A 16,116-nucleotide genomic window follows, 5' to 3' on the forward strand; every position below is an offset into this window, starting at 1 on the left:
CAAGTTAATCAAAAGACTTGGATATGGCTTTCGCAACTTTAGTAATTTCCGCTTACGTAGCTTATTAACTTGGCACTTTACTACTAATTCTCCATAAAATTACCGGAAGAACCATAGTTTTTTATAAAACTTCACTAATAACGATCACATTTACTAAAACTTTTAATTTTTTACAATATTGGGTTTCTTCTCTATCTAGAGGCGCAAGTATAACCGCGTCTCTTTTTTATTTTTATATGTAAATTTTTTAACTAATTTCTGGATTCAGTAATATTCTTGTTGTATATCAATGTATAGTTAATTTCCCAGTCTTATGTCTAACCAAAAATCAAACACCAACCCCCAACCCAATAAAAAATCTAATGAAAACGCAACTCCCCGCAAGAAACCTCTGAACAATGGTAAGCCTAATAAGACTGAACCCTGATTATCAATAATCATTTATTACAAATAATGCCTAAAAAGTAGAGACGTAATTAGTAATTACGTCTCTAAATTAATGTCTATTTATTCTTCACCTGACTTTTTGCTTGTTCTAATGCAATCTCTTTAATTGCTTGGTAAGAATTGACATTTGCAGTTCCTTCAATAGCCTTAACTGCCAAATCTTGAACTTGTTTCAGCGCAGATTCCAATTGTTTGGATAGATTTTGAATACGTGTTTCTTGGTTAGTGATAGTTTGTTCTAGGGATTGTAATCTTTGCTCATAGAAACGCTTTTGTCCTTCGACTTCTTTCCCATATAAATCAGATTTTACCTTGGCTTGGTAATGAGCGATTCCTTTACCTTCTTCTGTGGCTTTTTTGATGGCTGCTTCTTTCTCTTTTGGGAATGCTTCTACCTTTACTTTTGCTTCTTCAAATTGCTTTTCGCGTTCTGCAATTTGTTTTTCCTTTTCAGCCCATTGCTTTTCTGTTTCTTGTTGAAATTCTTCTAATTGTTTATATAAAGTTTTTTGGGATTGTTCATATTCATCAAATTCCAACTTGCGTTGCAATTCCAAATCATATTTATACTCGGCTGTGTCACGCTGTCGGGTTTTATTTAAATTATCATTACGTTCTTTAGTTGATTGCTTATATTCATCCTGTTCTTTTTGCCAAGCAATACGCTGCTCAAGTATATCTTGTGATAATACTTCATAACGCTGATTATACTCTTCTTGATATGCCTTAGAATTATCTTCATAGGCTGTAATCAAAGTGTCTAATGTATCTTCAGCAATTTCTAAATTATGTAGTTGCTTTAAGGCGGTAATTTCTGCTTCTACAGATTGTCTAATTTCTCCTAATTTAGAAGCTTGAGTGGTTAATTGTTCTGATAACTCATTTGCCGCACTACCAAAACCCAGTTGAATTTTAGCTAAACTTTCAATTGTATAATTCATCTTTTGTTGGATAGTTGTAGGCTGAGTCATAGTGATAGTTGTATTTTGTTCTACTTTTGGCTTTTCTACATTGGCATTTTGATTTGCTTTTAAGGCTTGATTTAGTTGAGTTTTTAGCCCAGACGTTTCTTTTGTTAACTCTTCATAAGCTTGCAGAATTTCAGCTTTGGTATTCTTATCTGTGAGTTTCTTACTAGCCATATTTAACCTCCAATGATTCTAAATTACTCAGATAAGAATTATCTATTTAGCAGCAGAATTACCAAAAGCTCTCATTGCTAAATCTTGCGCCTGCTTCAGAGTGGCTTGTAATTGGGTGGAAATACTTTCGATTTGCTCAGTTTGCTTGGTAATTGTCTGTTCTAAGCTTTGGATTTTGAGTTCATAGCTTTGCTTGGTAGATTCCCATTCTTTCTCAAATAAATCAGCTTCGATTTTGGCTTTTTGACTAGTTTCTTTAATTGCTTCTTCTCGCGCCTTTTTCACGGCTTCTTCCAATTCAGTGGGGAAAGCTGCTACTTTTTGCTGATATTCTTTAAATAAAGCTTGATTACTAGATAAAACTTTCTCCCGTTCAGTCCAGTCTTTTTCTTTCTGTTCAGTCTTTTCTTGGATATCTCTTTCTGAGGTGCGTTTTTTGGCTTCGTAAGCATCGGTGTTGAGCTTACGAGTAGTTTCTAATTTATATTGATATTCTTCTTGTTCTCGTTGACGTTCTTTATTAGTTGTATCATTGTATGCTGTGATAGCTTCTTCATATTCTGACTGCTCTTTTTGCCATTCTTTACGTTTGAGAGCAATTTCTTTTTCAATAGATTCTTGTTTACTAGCGGTATCTTGTTCTAAAGTTTTTAACTTTTCTTGATGTTCTTGAGTAAGAATATCTAATGTATCTGCAACAATTCTAATTCTTTGCAGTTCTTGAAGATTTTGAGTAGCAATTTCTATCGCTCGGTTGAGTTCATCTAATTTGGAATTTTCTTTTGCAAGTTTTTCTGATAGAGAGGTGACAATACTACCAAATTCAAGTTGTAAATCGGCTAAACCTTTAACAATACTATCAACGGTATATGTAGAAGCCGCAGTTAAAATTTCTTGGTTTTTGGCTTTTTCAGCTTCTTCTTGTTTAGTCGCAATTTTTGATTCTAATTTTTTTTGTTCAGCTAAAATTTGTTGAAATGCTTGTATTAGTTGCTGTTTACTGTCTTTAACTGCAACTGAAGTCATACTCAAACTCCCTTAATTAGCAATGAATTGAACAGGTAGCAAACCATACCAATAGCTACCCTATGCAGACATCAGAGTAACCTTTAACACAGTGATTTTTGTTCAGTACAAATACTGGAATGAAGAAATACGGTGAATCAAGTACGATGTCAATTAACCGTACTGGTTTCTTGTTGGTATGTTTGCTACGAGAAATTTTATAGTAAATTTGTACTAATAAGTATACTCAAACTCTCTTGCCCTTGTCAAGAGAGAGTAATGGCTGACGTGAAAAGCTTGTTTTTCGGCGATGTAGCAGTGTAGAATCACCTAGTCTGCAACTAGTAGCAGATAACAGCAAACTTCATAACATTTGAGTGTGAAGTTTGACAACGAGTTTTTTGCTAATATGCAACAAACTTGCTTTATAATGTTTTGTAGACATGACTGTTATATATGTTACTTTTTGCAAAGTAATTTGCTCAGGTGCGACAGTGAATGCACCGAGAGATTAGATAATTGACTCGTTTCTCAATATTGATACAAGCACAGGGCAGACTTTTGTGATATCAATGTACACCAGTGAATCGACCAAGTATTCTGCCAGAGCAGATATCGGACACACAAGTCAGATTCTAGTGGTAGAAGATGAAGAGTTAATCCAAGAGATGCTATCTGTAGCATTGGAGGAGGAAGGTTACGGGGTCGTGACAGCGCCAGATGGCAGGGTTGCGATCGAGTATCTCAAAAGCTATGAACCCAACTCAGGTGAGTTCCCTTTTGATTTGGTGATTCTTGACTTGATGTTGCCGCAAATCAATGGTTTAGATATTTGTCGCTTGCTGCGCCATCAGGGTAATCCAGTGCCGATTTTGATGCTGAGTGCTAAGGGTAGTGAAACCGATCGCGTGTTGGGTTTAGAAGTTGGTGCAGATGACTATCTCACCAAACCATTTAGTATGCGGGAATTAGTGGCTCGCTGTCGCGCACTGCTGCGTCGTCAACGTTTAAGCACTTTACCGCAATTACCCGTTCTGAAATACAAAGACGTGACCTTAAACCCCCAAGAATGTCGGGTACTAGTGCGGGGTCAAGAAGTCAATCTTTCCCCGAAAGAATTCCGGTTGCTGGAATTGTTTATGAGTTATGCGCGGCGAGTTTGGTCGCGGGAACAGTTGTTAGATCAGGTTTGGGGGCCAGATTTCGTTGGCGATAGCAAGACTGTAGATGTTCACATTCGCTGGTTGCGGGAGAAGTTAGAGTTAGATCCTAGCCACCCCGAATATATTGTGACTGTAAGAGGATTTGGCTATCGTTTCGGATAATTGGTGAAGATAGTTGTTAGTTTTTATTAATTACGACGCAACTAGCAACTGGGACTCACAATGTTCTTATTGGGATTAATTCTAGGTTTGGCGGTAGGTATTGGGTTTTGGATTTGGCAACAGATTCAATTAAACCGTTACTTGGGGAGAGTTCTTCAACCCTACTCTAGTTCTACTGACTTAGCTCTACCGCTATTACCTCGTTTGCGTCAGGAAATCAAGACATTACAACAGCAGCGCCAAGATTTACAGCAATCTCTACAAACTTATCAAGACCTATTGGATTTTGCACCTATAGGATACTTGCAAGTAGATGAAGAAAATCAATTGCTGTGGTGCAATCAACAAGCGCGAAAAATTTTATATCTGCAAAGATGGCAACCGGGGCAAGTGCGCTTGTTGTTAGAATTAGTGCGTTCCTATGAATTAGATCGGTTAGTTGAGCAAACACGCGATCGCCAAAAACCCCAAACCAAAGAGTGGTTATTTCATCCCTCATCCGACAATCCAGCCGAATTGCCCACAATCAAGTCTATGACCTTACGCGCCTCTGGATTGCCCTTACCCAACGGTCAGGTAGGCGTATTTTTGGAAAATCGTCAACCACTTTTAGACGTAAATCAAGAACGCGATCGCTCATTTTCTGATTTAGCCCATGAACTCAGAACACCATTAACTTCCATTCGGCTGGTTGCAGAAACCTTACAGCATCGCCTAGAACCACCATTAAACCGTTGGGTTGACCGCTTGATGCAAGAAGTTGACCGATTGATTAGCTTAGTCCAAGGCTGGTTAGAACTGACGCAAATCGAAGCTAACCCAACTATGCAACTGCATCTGGAACCAGTGGAATTGCGATCGCTGATTACATCTGTTTGGGAAACATTAGAACCCTTGGCACAAAGACAACACCTGTCGCTGCACTATTCTGGGCCGCAAGATATTTGGGTAAAAGCTGATCAAGCCAGAATTTATCAAGTTTTTCTCAATTTGCTCGACAATAGTATTAAGTACAGTTCTCCTAGCACCAACATTCAAGTAGAAGCAAAAATTAGATTTTCTGAAGATAATCATCATCATCATCAAAATAATTCTATACATTCCTTTTTAGAAGTAAATTTAATTGATTCCGGTACAGGTTTTTCAGAAGCAGATTTACCGCATATCTTTGAGCGATTTTATCGCGGAGATCAAGCCAGAACTCATTCGCCCTTACAAGATAATTCCATTGGCTCAATTGTCGGAAATGGTTTGGGTTTAGCGATCGTCCGGCAAATTCTCTTAGCACATGGTGGTTCCATTAAAGCCATGAACCATCCCCAAACAGGTGGGGCGTGGATGCAGCTCACTCTCCCCGAAGTGGTGGCGAACTCTCAAAGCCAAGACTATAGTTAATAGTATCTTCACTTTTGAGAATACAAGTGTGGAAGCTGTCGTTTATAATCCCAATCCTGACAGTTCTCAGTTGGCGCGTGCCATCAGGCGCTTAGAACGAGATGTTTTACGTATGGGAGCTTTGGTAGAACAATCATTTCGCCTCAGCCACCAAGCGTTATTTGCTCGTAACCTTACGGCTGCTGAAGAACTCCCCCAATTAGATAAAAAAATTGACCGTTTTTATAGACAAATAGAATCAGACTGTACAGCCATCATGACCCAAGCACCAACAGAGCAAGATTTGCGCTGTTTGAGTGCCTTTATGCAATTAGTTCGAGATTTAGAACGTATAGGAGATTATGCCAAAGATTTAGGCAAAATAGCAGTTAAACTTTTCCCTTATCCACCTCATCCATCTTTACCAGAAATTGAAATCATGTCACACCATGCCCAGGCAATGTTAGCAACTAGCTTGGTAGCTTTGGCTGATTTAGATGAAGCTGGCGGACGGGGAATTAAGCACTTAGATGATGCTGTAGATAATGCTTACGATCGCCTTTATCAAACTTTAGCTCAACAACGGGATATTCCTGGAGTGGTGGAGCCAATTATTTTGTTAGCACTAGCAATTCGTTGTTTGGAACGAATGGCTGATCATGCTACTAATATTGGTCAGAGAGTAGCATATATTGTCACTGGTCAACGCGGTTAACAATAATTGATGAGAGATTTTTCCAAATTAAGGAATTGATTATTTAGCAAATTTTTTGTTACTAAATACAACATAAAAAAACGAGAATTGGGATATATAAATTTCCAATTCTCGTTTTTTTTCGCTGAGGAATTAAGAGATCCCCGACTTCTTGAAGAAGTCGGGGATCTGAACTGACACCAAATTAAAAAATGATTGCGACAGATGGATGACTCAAAAGCTTACCGATCAACCCTTACCCAATCCAAAATCTAAAATCTAAAATCCAAAATGGTATGACTAGTATTTTGAACTACCAAAAAGTTAAAACTTGCTTAACTGAGTTAGATTTCACTGAATTTTTACCTATTCTTAACCTTGACTGATTAAAGTATCCGAAATCACAGGAACTATCGCTTTACTGATATAAATGAGTATCAAGCGTCGGGATTTATTGCTATTAATGGGAGGTAGCGCAAGTGCATTGGCGCTGGCTAATCTCGCAGGTTGCGGTCAAAAGACAACGACGCAAAGAAACACATCATTTGTGGGAGAATCGGCATTTTCGTTTAAACCCATCAAAGGGCCGATTCCCTTAGAAACAGCAGGCTTCAATCGGGAACAGCAACAAGTCCAATATAGTAGTTATGAAGTCGTAGATGACTTGGTACTACCAGAAGGGTTTGGATATCAAGTCATTGCGGCTTGGGGTGATCAAGTCGGAGATTCGCGGTTTGGTTACAACAACGATTATTTATCGTTTATCTCCACCACCGAAAATGCTGGTTATCTGGCAGTGAATTTTGAGTATATCAGTGCGATTCCTTGGATGGAAACCTATCAGCAAGTCATTGGTCAATCATTACCGTTTGCTGAGGTGAAAGCAGCTTTAGACAGCACAAATTCCGGGAAAAATGCCATTAATGCTTATGCTTTGCCAGATAATGACTCAGTAAAAGCTCAAATTGCCGAAATTTGTCAAGCAGCTTTAATAGATCAAGGTTTAGGTGTTATTTCCCTGCAAAAAACAGCCAATGGTAAGTGGGAAAGAACTAATTCCCCAGCAGATAGACGCATTAGTGGGATTTCGGGACTAAAAGATAATCGCTATTTAAAAGCCACAGGCCCCGCCGTGGCAATATTTCGCAAGCAAACAGGACAAGGATACATCGATAAACTGGGCGATCGCATTATTGGCACTTTTGGCAACTGTGCAGGGGGAACAACACCTTGGGGAACAGTTTTGAGTGCCGAAGAAAACTTCCAAGCCCAAGTACCGGAACCAGTTTATGCTGATGGTACAGCTTTTAACCCTGGGACATTGCCCTTTGCTTTGGGGGATGAAGAATTATTTGGACAAGGAAATGTATTTGGTTTAGCCGGGAATAAATATGGTTGGATTGTGGAAATTGACCCCGCTAACCCCCAAGATTACGGGACGAAACACACTTGGTTAGGACGTTATCGCCATGAAGCCGTCGGTGTGCGGGTAGAAGCAGGTAAACCATTAGCATTTTATTCAGGGTGCGATCGCCGTGGCGGACACATATATAAATTTGTCAGTCGTGATCAGGTAAAAAATCCCCAAGACAAAGGCAATTCACGGCTATTGCAACAGGGAATGCTGTACGCTGCCAAATTCAACGCCGATGGTACTGGTAGCTGGATACCCCTGAAAGCCGAGACTCCGGTTAATCCCGATGTGCCGAGTCAGATTGCTGGTAATATCATTTTGTTGCCCCTGGGAACCAAAGCCGAAACAACAGACCTGAAGGCAGGTTATTTTGCAGTCAGCAAAGATGAAGCGATCGCCCAGTACAAACAAAAGTATCAAAAACTCGCAGACCTTTACACAGGCAACACCGAAGAAAAACAAGGCGCAATTTTAATTGATGCACATTACGCCGCTAATGCTGCTGGCGCTACCTGCACAGCCCGTCCAGAAGATACAGAAATTGCCCCCAACGGTGATTTATACATCACTTTTACATCTGGTGCGCCAGACAAACAAGGTGGTTCGGATGTGCGAGTGTTTAAAAGTCCCAAAGGTGAACCAGGCTATGAATACGGCTGGGTGATGCGTTTAACTGAAGATAACAACGACCCCGCAGCCATGAGTTTTCGTTGGCAAATGTTAGCCACAGGTGGAGAACCAGCCGCAGGCGGGATGGGTTTTGCCAATCCCGATAATTTATTACTCGACCGACAAGGTAATGTCTGGATGGTGACAGATATTTCCACCACCAAACTCAATAACGCCGTGAATAACCGCAATGCTGAACCCGGAAAATCGGTGAGTTTGTCTGGCTTGTTTGGCAATAACTCTATGTGGTTTATCCCCACCAGTGGCGCAGATGCAGGCAAAGCCTTTTTATTTGCAATGGGGCCAATGGAATGTGAAACGACAGGCCCTTGTTTCACAAATGATCAAACAACTATGTTCTTATCTATACAACATCCAGGTGAAACAAATGGCACCAGAAAAAACCAAGCAATCGAAACCAGACAATTTGTAGTCACCTCTACCACAGGCGAAGAATTTTTGCAAACTCGTCAAATTCCCATTGGTTCTAATTGGCCTGATAAAACACCAAATGCACCCCCAAAACCAGCGGTTATCGCTATCACAAAAACGGCAATATCTACTAACAAAATATATCAAAATCCTCAATTAACTACATAATCAGACATCTATTATTTAGCTACAAATGATTGTGAAATTATCAAGCAAATAGCTGTTAGAAATTAGCCCCAATAGTTTTGCTGCGATCGCCTTGTAAAAAATCAAAACTTTCACCAGATCCCATAAAATTTATAATGACATCTACTAGTTTGACACCAACATTATCCACGGCATCTGTTAGTGAACAATTATCACTAAAAATCTTTGCCCGGAAAGAAATCATTCCCCTCAGAAACGAGATCATCTGGCGCATCGAACGTGGTGCAGTCCGCACTCTCACTTGGGCAGAAGATGGAACTTTCATCACTTTAGGTTATTGGGGTCCAGGGGATTTGATTGGTTCTCCCCTATCGAAAGTCAAACCCTACCAAATTGAGTGCCTAACCAGCGTCGAGGTAAGTATTGTACCTTCTTATCTCTGGCATCAAGATATGGCAGGCTTACTTGCCCATATTCAACAATCAGAAGAGCTTTTAAGCATTGTCCATCTCAAACCCATTTCCCTGCGCTTATGGAAATTTTTGGTTTGGCTGAGTGATAAATTTGGACGGAATGTCGAACAAGATCGAGTTATCGACATCAACATCACTCATCAAGAAATTGCCGAAGTTTTAAACACCACTAGGGTGACAATTACCAGACTATTACAACAATTTGAAGAAGAAGGGGTCTTATTAAGATACAAACGACGGATTATTTTGCGTTTACCAAATAAATTTACTACCCAAACTATAGTTAAAAACAATGCTTATTAACTTGTGTTGGTTGCATCCTCTCTGATATATTGATGCCTGTAATTATTTAGTGAATACCCATAAAACAAGCAGCAATTGTAGCCCAAATACATCCATACATTGCACTAGTGGGTGTGAGTGAGAGTGAAGATAATGACCAGACTTTTTTGGAATGTACTAAAAGTTAGTCCAGCAATTTTAGCTGCGTCTTTATTAGCAGCTAACAGCGCCTTAGCTGGAGAAGCTAACGAACAAATTACAACTGTTGCACAACTAACCCAACAAAATGACAGCATGGGTCAAGTGACATCCGTATCACAGTTTTCGGATGTGCAACCAACAGATTGGGCATTCCAAGCGTTACAGTCTTTAGTAGAACGTTACGGTTGTATTGCAGGTTATCCCAACGGTACATATCGGGGCAACCGGGCTTTAACTCGCTATGAGTTTGCGGCTGGTTTGAATGCTTGTTTAGATAGGGTTAACGAACTGATTGCGACAGCAACAGCAGATTTAGTCACTAAAGAAGATTTAGCCACATTACAACGTTTACAAGAAGAGTTTTCGGCGGAATTGGCAACTCTGCGTGGTCGGGTAGATGCGCTAGAAGCTCGCACTGCTGAGTTAGAAGCCAATCAATTTTCTACTACTACCAAGTTGGTTGGTGAAGCGGTTTTTGACGCAACTCAAGTTTTTGGAGATAACCGAGCAGTACCCAATTCTCAGACACCAACACAGGATTTAACTTCTAACACTACTTTTGATTACCGGGTACGTTTAAACTTATTAAGCAGCTTTACAGGCACAGATCAACTACAAGTCCGGTTACAATCTGGAAATAACGTCAATGCTACACCCAATGTAACTGGTACAAGTCAAACCCGCCTGTCTTTTGTAGACAATACTTCCAACCAAGTTCAAGTTGATAAAATTAACTACGCTTTCAATTTGAGCGATTATATTCGGGTGAAAGTTGATGCCAACACTGCTGAGTTGTGGGAAAACGTCAACGTCTTCAACCCAGATTTTAGAAGCAGTGGTACAGGTGCAATTTCACGTTACGGACGTTTCAGCCCCATTTATCGTTTAGGCTCTGGTGGTGCTGGTTTAACAGTTACTCTTAACCCTAAAGGTGCTATTAGTTTGACCGGAGCTTATTTAGCATCTAAAGCCAGTAACCCCGATGCAGGTTTTGGCTTGTTCAACGGTGACTATGCAGCTTTTGGACAACTAGAATTTAAACCCAGTAAAGCCTTTAATATTGGTTTTGCCTACGCCCATACTTATGACGGTGCCAGAAATGGTGGAACTAACAACGTTAATTTCACAGGAAATACTGGTAGTTTATATGCTATCAGCCCCTTTGGTACTAGTGTTGCTACTACAGGTAATCACTACGGTATCCAAGCGAGCTTTCAACCTAGTTCTAAATTAACTATTGGTGGTTGGGCTGGATACTCCAATGCTGTAGCTGAAAGTGGCTCCAATAGAGGCAGAAATGCAGATGTCGTCTACTGGGCTGGAACCTTAGCCCTCAAAGATTTTGGTAAAGAAGGTAACGTACTAGGTCTAGTATTTGGTCAGCAGCCAACAGTTACAGATACTCCTGTTGCTAATCGTAGAGATGGAGACACAGCTTATCATTTGGAAGGTCTCTATAAAATCAAGGTTAACAACAATATTCAAGTGACTCCTGGCTTGTTGGTGATTTTCAATCCTGAAAATAACGATCGAAACGATACCATCTACGTTGGTACACTCCGCACAACTTTTACTTTCTAAAATCACACTTACGTGATATAATAAAAACAAGGTTGGTGGGTATTTTCCCTTAAAAAATAATAAGGAAAATACCCATAAACTTTGACGGTATGGTGTGAGTGAAAGCAAACAAAATCATGAAAAGTTCTTTCTGGAATGTATTAAAAGTTAGTCCAGCAATTTTAGCTGCGTCTTTATTGGCAGCTAACAGCGCCTTAGCTGGAGAAGCTAACGAACAAATTACAACTGTTGCACAACTAACCCAACAAAATGACAGCATGGGTCAAGTGACATCCGTATCACAGTTTTCGGATGTGCAACCAACAGATTGGGCATTCCAAGCGTTACAGTCTTTAGTAGAACGTTACGGTTGTATTGCAGGTTATCCCAACGGTACATATCGGGGCAACCGGGCTTTAACTCGTTATGAGTTTGCGGCTGGTTTGAATGCTTGTTTAGATAGGGTTAACGAACTGATTGCGACAGCAACAGCAGATTTAGTCACTAAAGAAGATTTAGCCACATTACAACGTTTACAAGAAGAGTTTTCGGCGGAATTGGCAACTCTGCGTGGTCGGGTAGATGCGCTAGAAGCTCGCACTGCTGAGTTAGAAGCTAATCAATTTTCTACTACTACCAAGTTGGTTGGTGAAGCTATTTTCACTGTAGCTGCACCCTTTGGTGATGATCGCGCTGATACAGACACTAATCCCAACAACAACGCTGATCTAAATGAAAACGTGATCTTTGCTAACCGGGTACGCTTGAACTTGTATACCAGCTTCACAGGTTCAGATAGATTGCAAACTCGTTTGCAAGCTCGGAATCTTACTCAATTCGACGGTGGAAGCTCAACTAGACCCAATGTTACAGGTACCAGCATGACTCGCTTAGGTCATGATGGCGATAATGGTAACAGTGTTGAAGTTGATAAACTCAACTATGAATTCAACTTGGTGAGTGATGCAGTGCGAGTCAAAGTTGACGCATTTGGTGCAGAACTTTGGAACAACATCAACGTGTTCAACCCAGACTTCAGAAGTAGTGGTACAGGTGCAATCTCTCGCTACGGACGTTTCAGCCCAATTTATCGGGCATCATCTCCTGGTGGTGCTGGTTTGACTGTGACAGTCAACCCCAAAGGCCCCATCAGCTTAACAGGTGCGTATCTTGCACCCAACGCTAGTGACCCCAGCCAAGGTAATGGTCTGTTCAACGGATCTAATGCCTACTTTGGTCAAATAGACTTCAAACCAAGCAAACAGATCAACGTTGGTTTTGCTTACTCTCACACTTATCAAAATGATGGTGCTGATATTGATGTCAACCTGTTTGGCAGCCAAGGTAGTTCTCTTTCCAACAGACCTTTCGGTAACATTGGTACCACAGCTAATAACTACAGTTTCATGGCTAACTTCCGCCCCACTGACAAAATTGGCATTGGTGGTTGGGTAGGTTACACTGATGCACAAGTTGAACAGGGGCCAACCTCTGGTAGTGCAGATATTTGGTACTGGGCTGCTAATTTATCAGTCAAAGACCTGGGTAGAGAAGGCAACACCTTGGGGATAATTTTTGGTCAACCACCCAAAGTTACTGACCTGAACTTTGGTACTAGAGCAAATACCGACAGAGATACTTCTTATCACTTAGAAGGTCTTTATAAAATCAAAGTCAGCGATAACATCTTAGTTACCCCTGGCTTGTTGGTAATCTTCAACCCAGAACATAACGACAACAACGATACTATTTACGTTGGTACATTGCGTACTACCTTCTCTTTCTAGATTTCAGTTTTGGATGAGATGAATAAAAGCCCGCCTTATAAGGCGGGCTTTTATTTAACGTGAGTTCGACGGAACTAAAGCTGATTTTGATATAGCAGAAAGCAGGAGGCAAAAGGTAGAAGGAAAAGTCTTATTATTCCTGGCATTCAAGCTTTCAATTTGTCTTAATATATCTGACTATCGCTATGAAATGCGATCGCCTAGGGCTGCAACGTTTTTGAGATTAACAGTAAATCAGTCATATCATGTCCTGTAAAAGACTTATCATGGAGACTTGACAGAAGTACTCCCGTTATAAATATTTATCAGAAATATTTCAGGTTATTTGTATATTAATTAGTGTCAGTAAAATTACTGTTTAATTCTAGGTTAAGAATTAGACCTATTTTTCCACGACGAACAAAAATTAGTGAGGAAGAATAGAGTGAAACGTCAGTTTCCAAAATACTACAGACTACTTATCTTATTTGTCTGTACGGTGTTGATTGCCTTTACAGGTCAAGTAGCCCTCGCCCAATATAATTACCGTTGGGGCAATCAACACAGACAGCGAGTAGAAATGATTGTTGGCGGTGATTTTGTCGTCACAATGAATGATGCACAACCCGTAATTAAGAATGGTGCGGTAGCCATCAACAACGGCAAAATTGTTGCCTTAGATACAGAAGATAAAATTTTGGCAGCTTACAGAGCCTCTAAGAGACTACCAGGCGAAGGTAAGGTACTAATGCCAGGGCTGGTCAACGGTCACTCTCATACCGCAATGGTTTTGTTTCGCGGTTTAGCGGACGACTTGAGTTTACAAGATTGGCTACAAAATTATATATTTCCCGCAGAAGGACAGTTCGTTAACGAAAATTTCATCCGTGTTGGCGAGACACTGGCTTGTTGGGAAATGATTAGTGGCGGTACTACGACGTTTGTTGATATGTACTTCAAACCGGATGTTGCAGCTAGAGTAGTTGAAAGATGTGGACTGCGGGCTGTAATTGCACCTTCATCTATAGATTTCCCTAGCCCTGGTTTTCGTGGTTGGGATGATGCGTTTGCTGCGGCTGTGGATTTCGTGAAACGCTGGAAAGGACGTAATCCACGAATTATCCCTGCCCTCGCTCCCCACGCCCCTTATACTGTCTCGCCAGAGCATCTAACACAGGCTATACAGGCAGCACGTCAATATGATGTGCCATTGACCATTCATTTGGCAGAGACACAAACCGAAGTCCAAGACATCCAACAACGCTATAATGCCACCCCAGTACAACATCTAGAAAATCTCGGTTTTCTGGAATCGCGCGTTTTTGCTGCCCATGTAGTCTGGCCTAACGAAAGTGAAATTGCGCTGATGGCAAAACGCGGTGTTGGCGTGATTCATAATCCTGACTCTAATTTGAAGTTGGCTTCTGGCTTTGCACCAGTTCCGGCAATGGTGCAGGCAGGAATTCAGGTTGGTTTGGGTACGGATGGTGCGGCATCCAACAATGATTTAGATATGTGGGAAGCAATTCGTCTTACTGCCCTTATCCATAAAGGTAAAAGCCTTGACCCCACTACTTTACCTGCCAAGACAGTTTTACGGATGGCAACCTTGGGAGGTGCAGAAGCTCTTGGTTTGGCAGATAAAATTGGTGCAATTAAGGTAGGGCTTCAAGCAGACTTAATTCAAGTAGACCTCACATCTGCACACTTGACTCCTCTTTACGATGTTATTTCCCATCTCGTTTATGCAGCGAAAGCCCAAGATGTTGACACTGTGATTGTAGATGGTCAGGTTCTGATGTCTGAGCGTCAGGTATTCACGGTTAATACTGAGCAAATTCGGCGTGAAGCCATCAGAATCGGTGAGCAAATTCAAGCCGAGTTACGACCATCGAATTAACGACTGTTCTCAGATATTACTAAACAGAATTTTTCCTTATCATTTGAAAACCCATATCTTTGTATATTGATTCGGCGGTATGGGTTTTTTAATTGGTAAATCAAGATGGCGTGTTCGATATCAGGCGAACACGCCTCTGACAATCAGGGTTAAGCACGATTTTTACAAATTAAAGTTGTCTTCTGGTTTGACTAAATCTGATGGAGGTCTGTCGCTACTCCAAGCCCACCATGCACAACCACAATGGCATTGATAAAACTCTTGCCATTTGCGGCGATGTTCTTCTGAGAATACAGGCGATCGCCGATTGATCCAAACCTGTAATGCTTCTAAACTACTAGAACGGCAAGTTGGACAGCAAAATTCATAGGCGTGAACTGCCTTGGATGTCCATTCAGGTGGGATGGGAACAAAAGCGTCCATGTAATTTAAAATTTAATCTCAGTAGGCAGCATATCAGCCCGAATTAATATATATCTGTTTATCTGGTATTTTGCTAAATTCGGCTGTTTTTTTACAACTCTTAATTTCGCTAAAGGTCAACTTAAGCCTTGGCGAATGGAATTCGCAGCTATACAAACAAAGTCCGCCTGCGCGGACTAATAGAAAATTAAGAGGAGATTCTAAGCATTATTTTGACTGTATTTCTTACTGAAAATCACAAAGATGGAACAAAATGCTGAAATTCGTCGGTTATTAGATGTGATGCCGGCTTCGGGGAGAATGACAATTAAAATCGTCAGCAAACCGGAGCAGGCACAGGTGATTGATGCTACTTTTCCTCTGCCTTGGCAACAGTATAGACCGATATATATTAATTTTGATTTGTGGGGACGTTTAACCAAGCCACAACGGGATTTATCGCTGTTGCAGAAAGTGAGTTGGTTGACTGGGGTGAGATGGTTTAAACCGGATATTTATCAAGGTGTAGTGTTGCTGGGATTGTTGGCGGGATTAATTGAATCGTCACAGTCGGATGCTGTGGGTGTGGGTGTGGCTGTAGGATTAAGTGCGATCGCAGCTTTCCGCATCTGGCGCAGCAATAAATCATCAGAGTCAGAGTTAAATGCAGATAAAGCAGCTATTAAAATCGCCCAACGTCGGGGTTATTCGGAAACAGAAGCGGCTCAATATTTACTCTCTGCAATTGAAGCAATGGCAAAAATAGAAAAACGTCCTGGGTTAGATTTTACCGAATTAATTCGTTGTCAAAATTTGCGAGCGATCGCAGGTTTATCACCTGTGGGTATTCCTGAAACTTACAGTTAAAAAAATCCACAAAAAA

The 16,116-nt window shown here is 40.8% G+C and carries 12 protein-coding genes; 9 read left to right on the plus strand and 3 right to left on the minus strand.

The features are described from left to right. Positions 1-503 precede the first annotated feature (503 nt). Both H6G74_RS26965 and H6G74_RS26970 read right to left on the minus strand, forming a co-directional pair. Positions 504-1,589 carry a hypothetical protein gene (locus H6G74_RS26965; protein WP_190970570.1) on the minus strand — a complete coding sequence of 362 codons (1,086 nt, stop codon included), beginning with the start codon at positions 1,587-1,589 and terminating at the stop codon, positions 504-506. A gap of 42 nt (positions 1,590-1,631) precedes the next feature. Beyond that, complete coding sequence (locus H6G74_RS26970) at positions 1,632-2,615, minus strand: hypothetical protein (protein WP_190591398.1); 984 nt, start codon at positions 2,613-2,615, stop codon at positions 1,632-1,634. A 551-nt stretch (positions 2,616-3,166) separates the two neighbouring features. Between H6G74_RS26970 and H6G74_RS26975 the strand changes: the two genes are divergently transcribed. From H6G74_RS26975 to H6G74_RS27010, 8 genes are all read left to right on the plus strand, one after another. Then, positions 3,167-3,919 carry a winged helix-turn-helix domain-containing protein gene (locus tag H6G74_RS26975; RefSeq protein ID WP_062289504.1) on the plus strand — a complete coding sequence of 251 codons (753 nt, stop codon included), beginning with the start codon at positions 3,167-3,169 and terminating at the stop codon, positions 3,917-3,919. Positions 3,920-3,979: 60 nt separating this feature from the next. Continuing rightward, a complete protein-coding gene (locus H6G74_RS26980) occupies positions 3,980-5,314 on the plus strand; it encodes a PAS domain-containing sensor histidine kinase (RefSeq protein ID WP_190970571.1) in 1,335 nt (444 codons plus the stop codon). Positions 5,315-5,342: 28 nt separating this feature from the next. Continuing rightward, complete coding sequence (gene phoU, locus H6G74_RS26985; protein WP_190970572.1) at positions 5,343-6,008, plus strand: phosphate signaling complex protein PhoU; 666 nt, start codon at positions 5,343-5,345, stop codon at positions 6,006-6,008. Positions 6,009-6,417: 409 nt separating this feature from the next. Further along, complete coding sequence (locus H6G74_RS26990; RefSeq protein ID WP_190970573.1) at positions 6,418-8,670, plus strand: PhoX family protein; 2,253 nt, start codon at positions 6,418-6,420, stop codon at positions 8,668-8,670. 134 nt (positions 8,671-8,804) lie between these two features. Beyond that, positions 8,805-9,425, plus strand: coding sequence for a Crp/Fnr family transcriptional regulator (locus H6G74_RS26995; RefSeq protein WP_190970574.1), 621 nt, complete (start codon positions 8,805-8,807; stop codon positions 9,423-9,425). A gap of 132 nt (positions 9,426-9,557) precedes the next feature. Further along, positions 9,558-11,186, plus strand: a complete 1,629-nt coding sequence (locus H6G74_RS27000; protein ID WP_190970575.1) for an iron uptake porin — start codon at positions 9,558-9,560, stop codon at positions 11,184-11,186. A gap of 116 nt (positions 11,187-11,302) precedes the next feature. Next, positions 11,303-12,952, plus strand: coding sequence for an iron uptake porin (locus H6G74_RS27005; protein ID WP_190970576.1), 1,650 nt, complete (start codon positions 11,303-11,305; stop codon positions 12,950-12,952). A 424-nt stretch (positions 12,953-13,376) separates the two neighbouring features. Next, a complete protein-coding gene (locus tag H6G74_RS27010; protein ID WP_313888519.1) occupies positions 13,377-14,831 on the plus strand; it encodes an amidohydrolase in 1,455 nt (484 codons plus the stop codon). A 162-nt stretch (positions 14,832-14,993) separates the two neighbouring features. Here the strand turns inward: H6G74_RS27010 and H6G74_RS27015 are convergent, their stop codons facing one another. Beyond that, complete coding sequence (locus H6G74_RS27015; protein WP_190970577.1) at positions 14,994-15,254, minus strand: hypothetical protein; 261 nt, start codon at positions 15,252-15,254, stop codon at positions 14,994-14,996. Between the two features lie 243 nt (positions 15,255-15,497). Here H6G74_RS27015 and H6G74_RS27020 point away from each other — a divergent pair, with 243 nt between their 5' ends. Further along, complete coding sequence (locus H6G74_RS27020) at positions 15,498-16,100, plus strand: DUF3318 domain-containing protein (RefSeq protein WP_190970578.1); 603 nt, start codon at positions 15,498-15,500, stop codon at positions 16,098-16,100. Positions 16,101-16,116 lie beyond the last annotated feature (16 nt).

Origin of the sequence: Nostoc spongiaeforme FACHB-130 (assembly GCF_014698475.1) — a bacterium.
Classification (GTDB): domain Bacteria; phylum Cyanobacteriota; class Cyanobacteriia; order Cyanobacteriales; family Nostocaceae; genus Nostoc_B; species Nostoc_B spongiaeforme.

What these genes read in the sequence shown, in the direction of transcription:
- H6G74_RS26995 (WP_190970574.1), top strand. Translation starts at nt 8,805, where the DNA reads ATGACATCTACTAGTTTGACACCAACATTATCCACGGCATCTGTTAGT.
- H6G74_RS27015 (WP_190970577.1), bottom strand. Translation starts at nt 15,254, where the DNA reads ATGGACGCTTTTGTTCCCATCCCACCTGAATGGACATCCAAGGCAGTT.
- H6G74_RS26965 (WP_190970570.1), bottom strand. Translation starts at nt 1,589, where the DNA reads ATGGCTAGTAAGAAACTCACAGATAAGAATACCAAAGCTGAAATTCTG.
- H6G74_RS26970 (WP_190591398.1), bottom strand. Translation starts at nt 2,615, where the DNA reads ATGACTTCAGTTGCAGTTAAAGACAGTAAACAGCAACTAATACAAGCA.
- H6G74_RS26980 (WP_190970571.1), top strand. Translation starts at nt 3,980, where the DNA reads ATGTTCTTATTGGGATTAATTCTAGGTTTGGCGGTAGGTATTGGGTTT.
- H6G74_RS26990 (WP_190970573.1), top strand. Translation starts at nt 6,418, where the DNA reads ATGAGTATCAAGCGTCGGGATTTATTGCTATTAATGGGAGGTAGCGCA.
- H6G74_RS26975 (WP_062289504.1), top strand. Translation starts at nt 3,167, where the DNA reads ATGTACACCAGTGAATCGACCAAGTATTCTGCCAGAGCAGATATCGGA.
- H6G74_RS27020 (WP_190970578.1), top strand. Translation starts at nt 15,498, where the DNA reads ATGGAACAAAATGCTGAAATTCGTCGGTTATTAGATGTGATGCCGGCT.
- H6G74_RS27005 (WP_190970576.1), top strand. Translation starts at nt 11,303, where the DNA reads ATGAAAAGTTCTTTCTGGAATGTATTAAAAGTTAGTCCAGCAATTTTA.
- H6G74_RS27000 (WP_190970575.1), top strand. Translation starts at nt 9,558, where the DNA reads ATGACCAGACTTTTTTGGAATGTACTAAAAGTTAGTCCAGCAATTTTA.